We start from the raw sequence: 16,609 nt of genomic DNA on the forward strand, positions 1-16,609 counted from the left end.
CAATGACTTCTCAGCCTACTTCCAAGATTATCCGGGTCGCCTCCGTACCCAGCGATCAGGTCTACATCCGCCATCTAGACTCCTGGCAGCGGCAGCTGAACCCACAGATTCGGCGTTTAGCGGACCCGATACCAAACGCCGAGGTGCGCAGGACACAATCAGCGTGGTGGCCACCGCTGATGCTGACACCAAAATGGGTGCAGGAAAACCACCAGCACTTTGACCTCATGCATATCCATTTTGGGTTTGATTCCCTGGACCCAGCGACCTTGCGCGAAACTGTTGCCGAGCTGCGGCGCCTTGGCAAACCATTGGTTTACACGGTTCATGACCTGACCAATCCGCATCAGGCTAATCGCGGACCACATCTAGACCTCTTAGATGTGCTTATTCCCTTCGCCAGCGAACTGATTACACTCACCGACGGAGCAGCGGCAGAAATTGCTGCGCAATGGGGCCGCGCTGCCCACGTGCTACCTCACCCGCATGTGCTGGACTTTGACAGCATGAAGCGGATTAGACGGTCCAAGGAGGCACTCAGCCAGCACGAACCGGACAGAATTCGGCGCGTCGGAGTCCACCTGAAAGGACTGCGGGCAAATATCTCGCCGGCAATTATTGAACCGCTGTCGCAGATAGTGCAGGAGCTCGGAGGTGCAGTGCTTCAAGTTAACATCCACCAGCAGGTCATGGACCCCGCTCACAGTGAATATCAAGAAGAACTGGCGCGGAACTTGGCAGAGGGGGACGCGCAAGGAAAATGGGAACTGGTTTGTCATGAGTATTTCACCGAGGCAGAGCTCTTTGAATACCTGGGCTCACTTGATGTGAACGTGCTGCCGTATAAATTCGGGACGCATTCGGGTTGGTTAGAGGCGGCACTGGATGCTGGAACAGCCGTCGTAGCCCCCATCTGCGGCCAGTACGTAGGTCAGCATCCCTCGGTAGCTGGCTACCGATGGAATGGGGAGCAAGTAGATGAAGGTTCCTTGAAGCAAGCGGTGCGAAAGCAATTAGCGTTGACGTATGTTCCCGGCATGAATGCCAGTGAACGTGAGGAACAGCGCGAAGCATTGGCGGAGGCCCATCAGCGCATTTATAGCTCGTTACTCGGACGGTGAGCGTGGTGCTTTATGTTGGGGGCTGGCGTTCAAGGAAATGGTTGATGCTAGCTGGCAGTCAGCTGGGGAGGGCTTCAAAGTTCGCGGAAAATCTGTAACGTGAAAATTGCTGAGAACAACCAACCGACCAAGGAGCTAATCATGGCCAACGAAGAGGTTCGCAAGGTTTTAGAGATTATTAAAAATGTCCGGATCGGCATGGTGACTACCCAGAGCCAGGGGAAAATAGTCAGCCGTCCACTGACCGTCGTTGAATCCACCGATGAGGGAGACCTGTGGTTCTTTGCCTCTGCGGACACCGACATTGTTCGCGAATTTGAGACGCAGGATCTGGTCAATGTGTCCTTCTCCGGGAGTAAAGAGTGGGTTTCGGTCAGTGGCCGCGCCTCGGTGGTTCGGGACGTGTCGAAAAAACAAGAGCTCTGGAATTCTATGGTCGAAACGTTTGCGGCAGCTGGTCCGCAATCCCCGGAGACCGTACTGCTCCGCGTCGATTCGCAGTCGGCCGAGTATTGGGAAAATCCCGGCGGAGCCGCAAGTCTCATCGCAAGTTGGGTGAAGCAGAAAATCACCGGCAGTGCAGCTACACCTGGGGACTCAAATACGGTTGAGCTCTAGTCACCGTTGTCCGAAGTATTAACAAGTTGAAGGCTCCCGTTCTTCAAAAGCAGAACGGGAGCCTTGAGCTTGGTGCGGTGGGAGAAGCGGTTAGGGCTGGTCAAACTGCCCAATGAAGGCTCCTGCCCGCTCATGATGCTTCGGGATACCGGGCAGCTGTAAAGTTCGAGGACTGCACATAGAACTGTGCCCCACGAACCAGCAGGTTCATGGGGCACAGGGAAAACGCTACTTGCCGGCTAGGCCGTCTTTGGCGTCCTTAGCTGCATCCTTGACGTGTTCGCCAGCCTGTTTGGCTTTCGCCTCAGCCTGATCCTTGGCGCCTTCGGCCTGCAACTTATGGTTATCGGTGGCATCACCGACGGATTCCTTAGTTTTTCCAGAAACTTCCTGAGCTTTGTTCTGGATCTTGTCTCCAATGCCCATGATTACTACCTCCTGTGTGGTTCCGGTACTGACGTTTTGAACTATAGTTCGATTCGCAAATCCATCATTTGAAACTGGACGTGGGCTGGGAATGATCCCACCTGGTGCCTAGCGTCCGAAGCCGCCTCAATCTCGTTAAGGCTGGCTAAGAGAGGTGCCTGAGCCTCTAGTGCTTAGCTACTCGCCGTTCCAGGCCCCGTGTCCAGCGTTTAGTGAGAGCCTGAATGCACGCGGCACTGGCGCCGGAGATTACCGCAAATACCAATATTTTGCCCAGCGTTGCCTGTTGTTGTTTTTCGGGGTTAGTCACCGATGGAGGGTGTTCTCCGGTGGTTTTCTGCCAGAGGGCACCTATGATTTTTGAGCCTACCCAGCCGGTGAGCAATGAAACGAGGGTTCCAAGAAGTTTGGCGACGATGTTCATTGATAATCCTTTCTCAGGAATGTGTAATGAGTACTGAGTTTGGTGAGTGTTCCCGGATATGTAAATTCTGGGGCACCGTTAACGGGCCGGGCAGTCACGATGCACCATAGAGATTGCTAGTCGGAGTCGTAGCGGTCTTCTCTGGAAGTATTCAAGTCTGGGTCGGCGCCCAGGGCGGGATCGTCTAGTGGACTGATCGCTTCACCTGCATCGGAGGGTTGCTCCTCGCCGACGCCCGGCTTGTCCGGTGCATCAAAACGATCTTTGATTTCTTCGAACTTTTCCTTGGCCTTGTCAATAAAGGACATGATGCTCCTTGGTGTTTACCGGGTATTCGTACTGGATAGACTCGACAATTCCAGAGCTGGCCGTTGCACACAAGACGGTTCGCGTGGGTATTACCTGTGAATCAAAAAACATGAGAAATCCGCGGAGAATTCGGTGTTTAGGGTGATCCCAATCTGCGAATTCGCTGGAAAACGTTGGTCTATATAAGCGTGCTACGTAGGGTGGGACTCAGCGTCACGTCAGTGCAAGCAAGTTACCGGAGGTGAGCTTTGGAAGAGACAGATTTAAAGACCCGCACGGTGGGTCTACTCGCAGATCCCGGTATTGCTCAGTCTTTGGCCAATAAGGTCAGCACCCGGCTGGAATCAGTGCTTAATAGCAAGTACCAAGATGAAGTCACCTGGACGGTGACGGTGGACCCGATGTCCCTGCCGATGAATGAATCCGGACAAGTGGTTCTGATTAAGCACGCCTCGCGTCTTCGTGAAAAGCATGAGTGGGACTTCGTCATTTATCTGACCGATAGCCCGCAATATGAGCAGGGTAGACCGGTCCGTTCAATGATCAGCTGCGATTATGGAGCCGGCACCGTTGTCTTGCCCAGTATCGGTGTACCGACCCAACGTCGAGTCGCTCAGAGTCTGGCAGATGCATTGCATGAGCTGGCCGAGGGGGATAAGCCGATGCCCAAGCCAACCACCTTGGGACGGGTCATGAGCGTCCAAGGAAGCTTGGATAGTGCAAATGATTCGGGGGAGCGATACGACAGTATCGAGGGGATCCGCGGACGCACGATGCTGGTAGTCGGAATGATCCTAGGCAACCGGCCGTGGCGTTTGGTGCCGCGGCTTACCTCCGCGCTGGCTGGCGCGGCGGCCACCGGCGCCTTTGGTGTGTTCTACACCAGCATTTGGTCTATGGCCGATTACCTCAGCTTCGGACGGCTGGTGCTCATCACCGTAGTGAGCGTCCTGGTGCTGAGTACCTGGCTGATATTCCATAACCGGCTGTGGGAGAGGCCCCAGGGCGCTCGACGGAAAGAAAAGCTGCTTCTTTACAATCTAGCTACTGTTCTGACCGTAGTCATCGCGGCCGCAGCCATGTACGTCTTGTTATTCATCGTGCTGCTCCTGGGCTCGCTGGTGGTCATCGACCAGGCTTTCTTGTCCTTTGAACTGGATCATGAAGCAACTATGAGTGAATACCTGAACCTTGCGTGGTTGGCGGCATCTTTGGGAACGCTGGGCGGCGCTATCGGATCAAGCTTCGACGAGGTGGAGTCTGTCCAACGTGCAACCTTTAGCCAGCGCGAGGTGGAGCGAAGAAATATTGAGCTTGGCAGCAGTGCGGATGGTGAAAAAGATGTGTAGTTTCATCAACGCAGCTACCGGACTAGGTGTAATCGTTACCTGTTAAAGTCCTTAGTGCTCGCACGGTCACCGGGCCATGCGCGTAGTGTCGTGGCAAGGAAAAGAATTTGGACAATACATGAGAGCGCAACGTTGAACAGGGAGGTGGCGCAAATGCCTAAGCAAGTGCTCAGGCTGTCACTGACCAAAGACCAGATTGCTGACCTTTTGAATGCTTTGGAAGATCACCGGGATGATTTCCGTGCCAAAGCCAAAGAAGCCACCGGTGGGTTGAGTTTAGATGTAGCCTACTGGCGCTCCCGTGTAGATGAAGTCCAGCGGTTGCTTGATCTAGTATCCACGTCGGCACAGCTTAATCGGCCTTAGACCGCGCGCGGTCCAAGGCCGATTAGCTTGTATCAGCTTGTAACTCGAGGCTAGATAGCTGAGCTGGCTGGGGTGCGAAATGGTTTGGCCAGCTCATTGTCCGCGAAGAATGGAATTGCATGAGCCACGGCACTATGTTTCCAGTACTTCACCCGGAAGGTTTTCATTCCGCAGTGTTCGGCATCGTGGAAGAGGTCTCCAATGAGGCAGCCCGGATCCGATTCCTTGACGACTTCCAGCGCTGGAGAGTTCTCGGAGATGTGGAGAAATTTGAGCACATCAGTTCTCGGATCGGTTAGTGCAACCAAGACCGGTCCTTGATGTACAGACACGAGGCCCATCACGTCATCCAGCTTTTCTGTCGGCTGGGTCATGATTACGGGCATTCCTGATTTCCAACCGTACGCTCCGAGGTGCTTTCTTCCTTCTCTTGATCCCAGCAGTACTGCGACACGTTGCGCTGTCTGGGACCTGACTAGCCGACCTGGCATTTGAACTACCCTCCACTTCTAGACGATACTTCTCAACTCCAACTGAGCGGTGATCCGCCGTTGTCTCCGCATTGGCATTCTTCGATTGAGCAGGGCTTGGCCTAACAATTGAAGCAACGGGATTCAGGGTTGAAAGTATCATTTGTGAGGTGGAGGTAAAGTGTACATTCAGGAATTCTCAGGTATTTCACAGGTTTTAGAGTTCTTGCCCGAAACTGCCCGGGGCTAACGACCCATGATGTCCGATAATTTCTAGCTTATTCACTTTATGAACGTGCTCTGCGCGCCGTCGAGCACCGCATGGGCTCCGCCGAGGTCCCAGGCAGCGCGCTGCTGTTGTGCCCCGGTTCCGGTCTTTGCCCACCGCTCTACCGCTTCGTAGACTAAAGACTCATCGCCGTTGGATTCCAACGCGCTGCGCACAAAATCTAAGAGCCGGCGAACGTGTTCCCATGCGGGCGTATTTGATCCGGACTTTAGATCCAACAGATTCCCTTGCATGCCCACTCTGGCCGCTTGCCACAGGGCTAGCTGCAACAATTCGGGTGCCGGCTCAATCAGTTCTGCGGCGGTATCCAGCACGGTGTCAATCAGCGCGCGCATCAACGCTGCCAAAGCCACCGCCTCTGCGCTGGTCAGTTGAACATCGCTGGCACGGAACTCAAGAGTTGGAAACTTTTCCGATAACCTAGCGCTCCATCCAATATGCCCAGCATCAGGCAGCGACTCTGAGGACAAGAGCAACTCTCTGTGCTTGAGGTAGGTCTCGACGTTGTCGAAGTGCGGAGGTATGCCATTGATGGACCAGCGGCGGTATTGAATGGTTCGCCACGAAGTGAAACCGCTATCCTGGCCACGCCAATACGGTGAATTGCTACTGAGCGCGACCAATACTGGAATCCAATGGCGCAGGCCATTGAGCGCCCGTATCCCGGACGCTAGATCCGGTATGCCAATATGGATGTGCATCCCGCTGAGGTAATGCTCGGAGGCCAAACCGGGTACCAACTCCTGCACTGTCTGATACCTTTTGGCGGCAGTGATTTGGGTCGGTTCGTTCGGCAGCAGCACCGGAGTCCCCAGGGCCACCGGAAATATCCCTAGCTCGTTGCAGGCCGCGGCCAGTAGCTGGCGGATGCCGCGCAACTCATTCATGGCTTGCCCGGAGTCGGTACACACGCCGGTAGCGATCTCAATTTGCGCCGCTAAGAACTCGGTCTGTACATTTCCCGGTTTCGCCAAGGCGTTTAATGCGAGCAGATGTGAAGTCTGAACTGTATCCAGCGGGGCCAAACGAAAAGTATGTTCATTAAAAAGGAAGAACTCTTCTTCGATGCCAAAAGTTCTCTTCAGCAAAAAGCCACACATCCTTCAAGGGTAAAATTGCTGGTTGCCGCTCAGGCAATCAAGAAATTAGCGTTTCTTTTCGAAGCCATTCAATTTATGTGATCCATCGCAGTAGGGCTTAATTGCTGATGCCCCGCATCGACATAAGGCGACGGTCTCGCGCGTCCGAGGTACCGGCTGGCCCTTCTCATCAAGGATTTCAAAGTCGCCGCGCACCAGGAGCGGTCCGCGCGGGCAGACGGTGATGCTGGTGTCGGTCTCACTCATTTGATCAGTTCCTTGCTGCGCAATGAGCTGCGTCCTTGTTCCCACGCGTCCATTTGCCATCGGCCCAGTAAATCATCGATGAAGCACACGGCGTGCGCACCAAAAAAGATGGACGGGCCAAGTTCCGGATCTGCTTCAATGAGGCCGCCCGCCAGATCGCGTCCGGCAATCTGCTCATGCACCGCATCCGCTTCCACATGTTCGTCAAAGTAGTCGGTGACCGGACTCTGGAATCCCAGGCGGCGTAGTCCACGGGCATAACGGGCGCTGGGAATTGACGAGGTCATTTCGTAAATTGCCAGGTGCCCGGCGACGGCTCCGCGCAGACGACGGTGCAGTGCAAACAGCGACATCATGTTAACCGAGGCCAGAGTAATGGCGGGAATCTCATCGATATACGCGCCGAACCGCGAATCCAGATCAAGGCCTTCCATAGTGGTGGCGAAAAGTTCGCTGTGCATTTTGCCGGCATTGCCGCTGCCGTACTCGTCGTATTGGATCTCCACCAGTGCGGACTTGCCGCGCCCGGTGAGCCGCGGAATAGCCCATGTATGCGGGTCGGCTTCCTTCAGCTGATATATGGATTTCTGGATTAAGAATTCTTTGACCTGCTCCACGGAGGCGTGGCGTAAAACGAACTCGGATACCGAGGGCCCGGTGGAGGAGCCCGCCAACTCAAAGAGCTGAGCCGCAACGCGGTCGGCGGTCTCTGCAATGACTGGGAGCTCTCCGACCGCATCGCGCAGTCGAGCTTCAAAAGCCGTTTCCAGCCGCGCGCGGAAGGCCAATAGCCCCGGGTGCCATTCCCATTCATCGCTTACCTGCTCGAAGCCGCCATAGTGCAACTCATACAGAGCAAAAAGACATAACTGCAGATCTTCGTCGTAGAGGATGTCGGAGTCTGACAATGCCTGCGTGGCCGCTTCATTGAGCTTTTGCATATCCGCTGACAGGTCGTTCTGTCCGAGGATTTGAAGCAGTAGAGAACTTGCCGGTCCGCGGTGCTGGGGAATTTTCATAGGTTCGTTCCTCACTTGCTACAGGGGATTGTTGGGACTCAGCCTAGGACAATGTTCAATCACAGGTGTGTCACTCCCGCTGGCTCTCGGAATTCTCTCAGCTTTGCTTCAGGTCTTTGATTGCCTGGTGCGCAGCATTCCAGCCGGCCATGCCGTGCACACCGCCGCCGGGCGGGGTGGAAGACGAACACATATACAGCCCCGGCACGCCCAAACTGTACGGCGACAGTGAAGCGGTGGGACGCAAGAACTGTTGCAGGCCACTCAAAGATCCACCACCAATATCTCCGCCCACAAGATTCGGGTTCCACGCCTCAAGTTGCGCCGGGCTGGTTTTTGCCCGGCGCAAGATCCGGTCCTTGAATCCCGGAGCGAAATGTTGAATCTGAGCATCGATCAGTTCTCCCGCATCGCCGGTATAGCCTTGCGGCACGTGCGCATAAGACCAGATCACATGCTGCCCAGCGGGAGCCCGAGAAGCATCGGCAGAGGAAGGCTGAACCACCATCACAAAGGGGCGTTGCGGCATGCGCCCGGCGGCTACCTCGCGTTCGGCGTGGGCTAGTTCAGCTGCCTCACCGATCACGTGAACCGTACCTGCATTCGCCGTGCGCGGGTCATTCCACGGCACTGGGCCATCGAGCAGGTAATCAACTTTGTACACTGCGGTGCCGTAGCGCCAACCTTCGAGTTGCTTTCGGTAGCGCGGAGGTAGCCTGGATCCGGTAATTGCCAGTAATTGGCGAGGGGTGACATCTAAGATGGTCAGTTCTGCCGGTGGCAGCTGGGATAAGTCCGTGATGTGAGTACCGGTATGTATTTGCACGTTCAGCGCCTCGAGGACCTTGAGCAAGGCAGTGATGATGCTGCCGGTCCCGCCGCGGGCTACCGGCCAGCCCCACGACTGGCCTAAAGCACCGAAGAGTGCTCCAAACCCGGAGGTAAAGGGATGTTCCAGCGGGAGCATGGAGTGTGCACTGGAGCCGGCAAACAAGGCTTTCGCTTCGCGTGTGCGAAAGGCTGTGGCGGTAAGCAGCCTCGCTGGCGGCAGCGAGCGCAATCCGAAGCGCGCCATGAGTACCGGGTGCGGGGGAATGCCCAGCAGTGGACTGGTTACATTGTCCAGTGTGTCGTGGGGACGCCGGATAAACGGCCCGTGAAGTGCCTTCCAGGCTCGTGAGTCCTGGGGGAATTGTTTGACGGTTTCGTCCAGGTCTTGATGCAGAAGCGCCGAATCGGCGCCATCCAATGGGTGGGCCAGCGGGTAGTCGTGGAATTTCCATTCCAGCCCCTGTCCGGTCAGATTGAAGTGCGCGAAGGCGGGGGATCCAAAGGCGAAAGGATGGGCCGCGGCGCCCAGATCCACCACGACATCATCACCCAAAGTACTGCCTGAAACGGCAGCGCCTCCGGGTTTCGCATTGCGTTCAAAGACCTGCACCTCGAAGCCTTGTTCGGCAAGTACCGCTGCGGCGATCAGTCCGTTGGGTCCGGCGCCCACGATATTGGCCTTGCGCGTCATTTGCCGGCTCCGGAACTGCCCTCCGCCGGCTCTGGCGCGAAGCGGTCTTGCCAGGTCTCATCGCTGAGCATGACCAATTGGTTAATCTGGGACAGTGCGCGCTGCTCCAAATCTTCTAGTAGCCCGCGGTCCAGCCGGGGTTCTTCATCAAGCATCAGTTGCAGCGTCTGCCACATGCGCAACTTGGCATTGAGCAGCCCGGTGAGCACATCCAGCTGAACCTGTGCTGCGGAGATCTTGCGCTGCCTGAACGGGTTGAACGGGTTGACCATCCCGGCAAGTTTTGCCACGGGGGCGGCGACTTGCGCCAGCGGGCCGCGGCTGAAACCCAGACGATCCATGAGCGATTCCAGATCCTGCTGATCTTTCTCGACCTGCTTCCACAAGGAGTTGAAGCGCTCTTCATGTGCGGTTCCGGCCCAGGTGTCTTTCGCGGCTTCGAAATGATTGAGGCCGGATTCCGAGCCCAGCAGATGCTGGCTGAGGTACCTGTGCAGTTTTCCCTGATCGATGGTGTGGTGCGGCATCACGGTGTTCCTTCGCTTGGTGGTTTCAGCTTGCGGCTGGCTGGTGATTCGTAGGCTATGTTGGTTGCCGGAATATTCCAAGGAAATGCTTCGATTGCCCGGTAATTCCCATTTTCAAAGAGCCCGGTCATGCTTGTGGCTACGAACTCGGGAACGGCCGAGATTTGAGCAATGCGGCTAAGTGCGTGCTGTTGCGCGTCGAAATATCCGTAGCGTTGGCGGTGACCTCGGGCGTCTGCTTCAGATCCTGGAAATCGGTGGAGTGCATCGCTTCGCCAACCCAATAGGTGGAGCCCTGCGCGGGGATGCTGAAGCCGACTTCGCTCAGCCCTTGAGACAAGTCAGCGATCACGTGATGCGCACCATCCTCATTGCCTACTACCGCCACCATCGCGACTTTGTCAAAGAGTATCGGGCGTCCATGGCTATCTGTTTCGGAGAGCTCGGCATCGAGGCGTTCCAGCACTTGTTGGGCAACACTGGACGGGTGGCCCACCCAGATCGGGGTGGCCAGCACCAAAATGTCCGCCGCTAAGATCTTTTCTCGGATTCCGGGCCATTCATCCCCTTCACCCATATCTTTGAGTACACCGGGCATGACGTTAAAATCCACAACCCGCAGAATCTCAGGTTGGACGCCGTGTTCTGAGAACTTCGCGCCCACCTGCTGCGCCAGCAAGTCACTGCTGGATTTTTAGGAGAAGGCGACAAGGTGCAGACAAGGATGAGTGCTTTTAAGCTTTCCAAAGACATGAAAATCAATTCCTAAGGTCGGTGGATTCTAGATAGACGATTGCTGTGATGGATCATGCGATGAGGTGCACAGCGCCAGCCGCGTTCGCCGCCTTCTTTCACCGGCTATCGGTCGGGGCAGCCCGATGATCGATTCCCTCGGCAATTCGATCGATTTCTTCCTGGGCGCCAGTGAGTTGCTGAACCATTTGCCAAAGCTGAGGATGTGCATCGCGTACCTCTGCGAGGTCGGTGTGATCGGTTGCCACTTTAGATAGGTCGAAGCTGACGTTGGTGCGGGCTCCTGTGACTGCGGCGCGCAGAGCACCCAGTGCCACCGCAACGTCGGCGATCAGTGCCCGATTGCCATATTCGGCAAGCCATTGCAGATCCGCGATGGCGGTGATGGCCAATTCACCCAGCGCCGCCGAAGCTTTAGCCGCCTGAATTGAGGCATCCTTGACCGCTTGCTGCCTGTCGGGTCCCTGCTCCATGCGAAATGCTGCACCGAAAGCGTTAGTCACCGCGGCATCTTGGTCACCGAGTTTCAGCGCCTTGTCCTTAAGTTCCTTAGCCCGGGAATCAATTAATGACAGCGTGACTTGCTGCTCATGATCTTCGGTGGAGGTGTATCCGCACACCATGGAGGTCAGCGAGGCCGCTATGGCCAGCATGATCCCGCAGGCGGCCCCTCCACCCGGAGCCCCGTCTGATATCGACAGCGCATTAAGCCAACCGGTGATGGTGGAGTTCGACATCGCGGGGGTCCCGGGATTATCCATTGCGCGGGATCACCGGCTGATTATTCGTCATGTCCCTGATCTTGGCTCATGGAGCCTTCACCGGGCGGAGTTTCTCCGGGTGGAACACCGCCACCGGGTTCCAGCCCGGTGATTTTTTGGTTTACCGGGTCTGGGTTGGAGCTCGCACCGGCGTCTTCGGTGTGTGGCTCAGGTTTCGGGGACTTGGGAAGATCTTGCTCTGTCATCGGATTCATCCTTTGCAGTTTTTTGATCTGGACATTCTGGCTGGTACTTCAGCTTCGGCAGCCCCTACGGGGTGGATTTGCCGCCGTTGACGTTCAGGGTTTCGCCCACCACATAACTTGATTCGGCTGAGGCGAGAAAAACGTAGGCAGGCGCTAGCTCTACCGGTTGACCGGCGCGGCCCAGCGGAACATCGTGACCGAACTTAGGCAGCTTATCTTTTGGCTGACCATCGGATACTTGCAGGGGAGTCCAGATCGGACCGGGGGCTACGCCATTGACGCGGATACCGCGCGGAGCCAGCTGGACCGCCAGCCCTTTGGTGAAGGCGTTAATTGCAGCCTTGGTCGAGGCATAGTCCAGCAACGTCGGCGAAGGATCATAGGCCTGAACCGAGGTCGTGTTGATGATGCTCGCGCCGTCAGGAAAATGCTTCAGCGCAGCCCGGGTGATGGTGAACATTGCCAGAATGTTGATCTGAAAGGTTTCCAGAACCTGCTCATCGCTCAGGTCTTCCAGCTTCTCAATGGCAATTTGCTTGCCCGCGTTATTGACCAAGATGTCCAGTCCACCAAGCTTTTCAGCTGCCTCATCGGCCAGTGTGTGGCGATAATTTACCTCAAGCAGATCTCCGGGCAAGCCAACGGCTATCCGGCCTTCGGCTTCAATCAATGAAATGATCTTCGCAGCATCTTCGGCTTCGGCTGGAAGGTAGGCGATGGCGACATCGGCTCCCTCACGGGCAAAGGCAATGGCCACCGCGGCGCCGATACCCGAATCACCACCCGTGATCAAAGCCTTGCGTCCCTTGAGCCGGCCGGTCCCGACGTAGCTGGTTTCCCCATGGTCTGCGGTCGGTTCTAGTTGGGCGTCAAGCCCGGGTTCAGGCTGGTCCTGCTTAGGTGGTGAAATCTTCGGATGGCGGGTTACCGGATTATCCAGTGAAAGCTGCGCCTCGTTGCCTTGGGAATCGGATTCGGGTGTAGTCATCAGAGATCCTCCTGCTTGGTGCGTGGAACTGCTCGGATCTCTCACGCTAGGACACGTGCTAGCAGGTCTCAAGGCCTTGGCAAGACTCACGGAGAACGTTCGGGAAACCTGTAACTTGCCTGCATGAGGTGCACTTCAAAGAGTAAAGAGGCATAAGCACAGACTTTTAATACTTTGGTCATTGGCAACAGATATGGGTGAACCCTGATTGTGGACTCAGCGCTTTATTTGTCTCTTCGGCATCCCTGCTGAATTTGGAGTTAAATGTGGCACGAGGGCACAACCTGAAGGACTTCAGCTTCTGAGTTGCCAAAACTGGTCTTGCTGTTCATCTTGAGGTTGTAAAGATTAAGAGTTTCCCAGCCCTAGGGCTGGCAGGATGGAAATCTTTTCACACGTTCCTGATGAGTCAGATTCCGATTAAGCATCCAGAGCTGAGTGAAGGAAGACTGCGCCAGATCTACACGGAGCTGGACGAACTAAGATGCTTGCGCACTGCCTGCTTCAGACGCTGATCGTTGAGCAAACGGAAGTGGCCCATGGTTTCGAGTTTGATATTGGTGGCCCCGGCAAGCTCGCAACCGCCGGGAATATGCGGATCAAAGCGGCTGAAGATCGAAATGATCCGCGCATTTACGCTCAGGTTTGCGGCCAATTTCAACACCCCGGTGTCATTGGGGGATAAGGCCCGCAAACTGCGAATCGGTGCGTAGCGGGCATAACCTGATCCAGAAAAGGGCGTGCTGATGGCGATCATCCGGTTCACTCGATAACCCTGCGTCGAGGCCGCCATGAGATGTTTGCCAATGAGCCCGCCTTTGCTGTGGGCTACGAGTACCACCTCGTGCAGGTTCGCTTCGGCCAGAAACTTCGCGACGGCAACAGACATCTGCGGTACAGTCCCGCGGTTGTAACCCAAGGCTGGAACCACATGCACCGAATGCCCCGCCTGATGTAAATACCGGGCCAGTGGAAGCATGAACTTCCAGCTTTCCCAGATGCCCGGAATCAGAACAATGTGCTCGGTGTGCGCATCAGTATTCGCCGCCGACTGCTGTGCAAACTTGGCGGGGAGTAGTGCCCGCAGCTGCCACGCACCGGCATAAAGGTAATCCAGCAACCACGCGAAAGCCTGCTCGCCGCGCTGCAGCATACTTGTCACTGGCTCCTCCTGCCGTGTTTAGGGGACTTTTTCTCAGATCAAAGTGCTGATGAGCACCTCTGGCATTTTTATTGTGGCACGCACAACGCCCGGGGCTGAGAGGCATGCCGGTATTCCCAGTGTGCGTTGAAATCGAGGTCCAAAGCACAGTGATCTTCGAAGAAAATCCAGGTGTTGGTGTGGGAGCGGTTAGTCGCTGGCCCGATTGTTGATATTCTTATAAGTCGAGTCCTGTGCGGTTTTTTGATACGCACCATACGACCTATCGAAAGAAGTGCCCGGCACGTGTTTAATTCACTTTCCGATCGCCTGACAGCTACCTTCAAGAACCTGCGTGGCAAGGGTCGCCTCTCCGAGGCAGACATTGACGGTACAGCCCGCGAGATTCGCCGCGCCCTGCTGGATGCCGACGTCGCAGTACCGGTGGTTCGCGCCTTCGTAGCCCAGGTGAAAGAACGCGCACTGGGCCTGGAAGTTTCCGAGTCGCTGAACCCGGGACAACAGGTAGTCAAGATCGTCAACGAGGAACTCGTTGGCATCCTCGGCGGGGAAACCCGCCGGCTGAACCTGGCTAAGAACCCTCCCACGGTGATCATGCTCGCAGGTCTGCAGGGTGCCGGTAAAACCACTCTTGCCGGTAAGCTCGCAAAGCACCTGAAGGCCGAAGGCCACACCCCTTTGCTGGTGGCCTGTGACCTGCAGCGCCCTAACGCGGTTAAGCAGCTGCAGATCAACGGTGAGCGCGCTGGCGTTCCGGTCTACGCACCGCATCCGGGCGTCTCCTCAGAATTTGATACCGCTACCGGTGACCCGGTATCCGTAGCCCGTGACGGTATCGCCGAGGCCAAAGCAAAGCTCCACGACATTGTCATCGTGGATACCGCCGGCCGACTCGGTGTAGACACCGAGATGATGAATCAGGCAGCGAACATCCGCGCCGCAATCAACCCGGATGAAGTCCTCTTCGTTATCGATGCAATGATCGGTCAGGACGCGGTGAACACCGCACTGGCCTTCCAAGAGGGCGTCAACTTCACCGGTGTAGTGCTCTCCAAGCTTGATGGTGACGCTCGTGGTGGCGCCGCTTTGTCGGTAGCCTCGATTACCGGCAAGCCGGTCATGTTCGCCTCCACCGGTGAGAACTTGGACGACTTCGAGATCTTCCACCCGGACCGTATGGCTTCACGCATCCTGGACATGGGCGACGTGATGACGCTCATCGAACAGGCCGAGAAGAACTGGGACAAGGGCGAAGCCGAGCGGATGGCGAAGAAGTTCGCTGACCAGGAAGACTTCACCCTGGACGACTTCCTCGCCCAGATGGCCCAGATCAAGAAGATGGGCTCGATGAAGAAGCTGCTGGGCATGATGCCCGGCTCGCAGATCTCCCGTCAGCAGCTGGAACAATTTGACGAACGCCAGATTGACCGCGTTGAGGCCATCGTCCGCTCGATGACCCAGCACGAGCGCGTAGCACCGAAGATCATCAACGGTTCGCGCCGTGCGCGTATCGCCAAGGGTTCCGGTGTCGCGGTCTCCGAGGTCAACCAGATGCTCGAACGCTTCACCGAAGCGCAGAAGATGATGAAGAAGATGGCTGCCGGCGGCGGCATGCCAGGTATGCCAGGCTCCGGCAAGGGCGCCGCGCGTAAGGCGAAAGCCAAGGGCAAAGGCAAGAAGCAGCCGCAGAAGTTCGGTAACCCGGCTAAGGCCGCTCAGGCCGAGCTCGAGGCGAAAAACAAGAAAGCTGCAGCACCTGCAGGGGCCGCCTTCGGCAAGGGCGCGCAGGAGGACTTTGATCCTTCGAGCTTGAACCTGCCAGCAGGTTTTGAGAAGTACCTGGGTAAGTAGTCACTAGCGAAAGGTCCTTAGGAAATCATTTGCGATTTCCTAAGGACCTTTTTGCGTTAACTCATCCTTGCGCTGGGCATAGCAATCTTGAGATCCTGGCCCTCCAAAGCTGGTACCGCCTACGTCGCACCTGCCTGAATGCCTTCGCCACCGGTGTAGTTTCCGGGTCTTGCATGGTAAGGCACTGTTAGTGTTGATACATGATCTTGCGCAAATACAGCGAAGTTGACGTCTTTTCACCCACTGCGTATCGCGGAAACCCGCTGGCCGTTGTCCACGGTGCCGAGGGGCTAAGCGACGCTGAAATGCAGCGCTTCGCAAAGTGGACAAATCTGGCTGAAACCACTTTTCTCTTAGACCCGACAACTCCGGACGCCGACTATCGGGTGCGGATTTTCACCGCTACCCATGAGCTGCCTTTCGCAGGACATCCGACACTGGGAACTGCCTTCGCGTGGCTAAACGCGTCAGGCGTACCCAAAACTGATGGCAAGATTGTTCAAGAATGCGGTGCTGGGCTCGTTGAAGTGCGAGTCGAAGGGCAACGCTTTGCTTTTGCGGCACCGCAACTGACCCGCTACGAACCCATTGACGAATCACTGATGGAGAAAATTGCCCACGCCCTAGGCGTAGCCCGGGAGGACATCATTGACACCTCGTGGCTTGTCAACGGCCCGGAATGGATTGGCGTCAGATTGTCCAGCGCGCAAGAAGTACTTGCATTAAATCCGGACCCAGCAGATCTGGGACTGCTCACGGTGGGAGTAGTCGGTCCGCATGGGCCCGGGCATGATGCGGACTTCGAGGTCCGTGCCTTTGTTGGCGGGGACCCTGTCTGGGAGGATCCGGTGACCGGAAGCCTGAACGCCGGGCTGGCGCGCTGGATGATCGATTCCCAGATCGCCGGGCAGCACTACATCGCCGCGCAAGGCACTGCTATCGGGTACGAGGGCCGGGTGCATATCGACAGTGAGGACGGAATCATCTGGGTTGGCGGGAACGTCATGGGCTGCGTTAATGGCGAAGTGCAGCTCTAGCTAGAACGGGAACTAGGTACGCAGATAAGCGCAGCGGTGTCTGGTGCCTGGAAGGTTCGGTCTGC

At 56.4% G+C, this 16,609-nt stretch carries 20 protein-coding genes; 6 read left to right on the top strand and 14 right to left on the bottom strand.

Annotated elements, in window-relative coordinates:
• The first annotated feature begins 2 nt into the window (after positions 1 to 2).
• Together VJ369_RS02160 and VJ369_RS02165 are read left to right on the top strand one after the other, a co-directional pair.
• The gene (locus tag VJ369_RS02160; protein ID WP_324090506.1) at positions 3 to 1,121 is read left to right on the top strand and encodes a glycosyltransferase family 1 protein; all 1,119 of its coding nucleotides are present in this window, start codon (positions 3 to 5) and stop codon (positions 1,119 to 1,121) included.
• A 141-nt stretch (positions 1,122 to 1,262) separates the two neighbouring features.
• Positions 1,263 to 1,739 carry a pyridoxamine 5'-phosphate oxidase family protein gene (locus tag VJ369_RS02165; RefSeq protein ID WP_324090507.1) on the top strand — a complete coding sequence of 159 codons (477 nt, stop codon included), beginning with the start codon at positions 1,263 to 1,265 and terminating at the stop codon, positions 1,737 to 1,739.
• Between the two features lie 228 nt (positions 1,740 to 1,967).
• On the opposite strand, the gene VJ369_RS02170 is transcribed toward VJ369_RS02165, so the two are convergent.
• From VJ369_RS02170 to VJ369_RS02180, 3 genes are all read right to left on the bottom strand, one after another.
• Positions 1,968 to 2,165, bottom strand: a complete 198-nt coding sequence (locus VJ369_RS02170) for a CsbD family protein (RefSeq protein ID WP_324090508.1) — start codon at positions 2,163 to 2,165, stop codon at positions 1,968 to 1,970.
• A 166-nt stretch (positions 2,166 to 2,331) separates the two neighbouring features.
• On the bottom strand, positions 2,332 to 2,589 hold the full coding sequence (locus tag VJ369_RS02175) for a DUF4235 domain-containing protein (RefSeq protein WP_324090509.1): 258 nt from the start codon (positions 2,587 to 2,589) through the stop codon (positions 2,332 to 2,334).
• A gap of 116 nt (positions 2,590 to 2,705) precedes the next feature.
• On the bottom strand, positions 2,706 to 2,897 hold the full coding sequence (locus VJ369_RS02180) for a hypothetical protein (protein WP_324090510.1): 192 nt from the start codon (positions 2,895 to 2,897) through the stop codon (positions 2,706 to 2,708).
• Between the two features lie 249 nt (positions 2,898 to 3,146).
• Between VJ369_RS02180 and VJ369_RS02185 the strand changes: the two genes are divergently transcribed.
• Both VJ369_RS02185 and VJ369_RS02190 read left to right on the top strand, forming a co-directional pair.
• Positions 3,147 to 4,247, top strand: coding sequence for a hypothetical protein (locus VJ369_RS02185; RefSeq protein WP_324090511.1), 1,101 nt, complete (start codon positions 3,147 to 3,149; stop codon positions 4,245 to 4,247).
• A gap of 153 nt (positions 4,248 to 4,400) precedes the next feature.
• Positions 4,401 to 4,613, top strand: a complete 213-nt coding sequence (locus tag VJ369_RS02190) for a hypothetical protein (protein WP_324090512.1) — start codon at positions 4,401 to 4,403, stop codon at positions 4,611 to 4,613.
• 50 nt (positions 4,614 to 4,663) lie between these two features.
• On the opposite strand, the gene VJ369_RS02195 is transcribed toward VJ369_RS02190, so the two are convergent.
• From VJ369_RS02195 to VJ369_RS02245, 11 genes are all read right to left on the bottom strand, one after another.
• Positions 4,664 to 4,987, bottom strand: a complete 324-nt coding sequence (locus tag VJ369_RS02195; protein WP_324090513.1) for a hypothetical protein — start codon at positions 4,985 to 4,987, stop codon at positions 4,664 to 4,666.
• Positions 4,988 to 5,365: 378 nt separating this feature from the next.
• Entirely contained in the window at positions 5,366 to 6,460 is a 1,095-nt protein-coding gene (locus VJ369_RS02200; RefSeq protein ID WP_324090514.1) for a carboxylate-amine ligase, read from the bottom strand.
• 57 nt (positions 6,461 to 6,517) lie between these two features.
• On the bottom strand, positions 6,518 to 6,718 hold the full coding sequence (locus VJ369_RS02205) for a CDGSH iron-sulfur domain-containing protein (RefSeq protein ID WP_324090515.1): 201 nt from the start codon (positions 6,716 to 6,718) through the stop codon (positions 6,518 to 6,520).
• Positions 6,715 to 7,737, bottom strand: coding sequence for an iron-containing redox enzyme family protein (locus VJ369_RS02210; RefSeq protein ID WP_324090516.1), 1,023 nt, complete (start codon positions 7,735 to 7,737; stop codon positions 6,715 to 6,717). Before VJ369_RS02210 ends, VJ369_RS02205 begins: the two co-directional genes overlap by 4 nt.
• Positions 7,738 to 7,834: 97 nt before the next feature.
• Complete coding sequence (locus VJ369_RS02215; RefSeq protein ID WP_324090517.1) at positions 7,835 to 9,259, bottom strand: NAD(P)/FAD-dependent oxidoreductase; 1,425 nt, start codon at positions 9,257 to 9,259, stop codon at positions 7,835 to 7,837.
• Positions 9,256 to 9,786 (bottom strand): hypothetical protein, encoded by a 531-nt coding sequence (locus VJ369_RS02220; RefSeq protein ID WP_324090518.1) that lies wholly within the window; start codon positions 9,784 to 9,786, stop codon positions 9,256 to 9,258. Before VJ369_RS02220 ends, VJ369_RS02215 begins: the two co-directional genes overlap by 4 nt.
• 139 nt (positions 9,787 to 9,925) lie before the next feature.
• Positions 9,926 to 10,465, bottom strand: a complete 540-nt coding sequence (locus tag VJ369_RS02225) for a flavodoxin family protein (RefSeq protein ID WP_324090519.1) — start codon at positions 10,463 to 10,465, stop codon at positions 9,926 to 9,928.
• 172 nt (positions 10,466 to 10,637) lie between these two features.
• On the bottom strand, positions 10,638 to 11,276 hold the full coding sequence (locus VJ369_RS02230) for a cyclodeaminase/cyclohydrolase family protein (RefSeq protein WP_324090520.1): 639 nt from the start codon (positions 11,274 to 11,276) through the stop codon (positions 10,638 to 10,640).
• Between the two features lie 44 nt (positions 11,277 to 11,320).
• Positions 11,321 to 11,506 (bottom strand): DUF6480 family protein, encoded by a 186-nt coding sequence (locus VJ369_RS02235; RefSeq protein WP_324090521.1) that lies wholly within the window; start codon positions 11,504 to 11,506, stop codon positions 11,321 to 11,323.
• A 64-nt stretch (positions 11,507 to 11,570) separates the two neighbouring features.
• Entirely contained in the window at positions 11,571 to 12,494 is a 924-nt protein-coding gene (locus tag VJ369_RS02240; protein ID WP_324090522.1) for an SDR family oxidoreductase, read from the bottom strand.
• Between the two features lie 460 nt (positions 12,495 to 12,954).
• Positions 12,955 to 13,647, bottom strand: a complete 693-nt coding sequence (locus VJ369_RS02245; RefSeq protein WP_324090638.1) for an esterase/lipase family protein — start codon at positions 13,645 to 13,647, stop codon at positions 12,955 to 12,957.
• A 294-nt stretch (positions 13,648 to 13,941) separates the two neighbouring features.
• Here VJ369_RS02245 and ffh point away from each other — a divergent pair, with 294 nt between their 5' ends.
• Positions 13,942 to 15,507, top strand: a complete 1,566-nt coding sequence (ffh, locus tag VJ369_RS02250) for a signal recognition particle protein (protein WP_324090523.1) — start codon at positions 13,942 to 13,944, stop codon at positions 15,505 to 15,507.
• A 200-nt stretch (positions 15,508 to 15,707) separates the two neighbouring features.
• Positions 15,708 to 16,544 carry a PhzF family phenazine biosynthesis protein gene (locus VJ369_RS02255; RefSeq protein ID WP_324090524.1) on the top strand — a complete coding sequence of 279 codons (837 nt, stop codon included), beginning with the start codon at positions 15,708 to 15,710 and terminating at the stop codon, positions 16,542 to 16,544.
• The last annotated feature ends 65 nt before the right edge of the window (positions 16,545 to 16,609 follow it).

It is taken from the genome of Glutamicibacter sp. (assembly GCF_035257265.1).
Taxonomy (GTDB): Bacteria; Actinomycetota; Actinomycetes; order Actinomycetales; family Micrococcaceae; genus Glutamicibacter.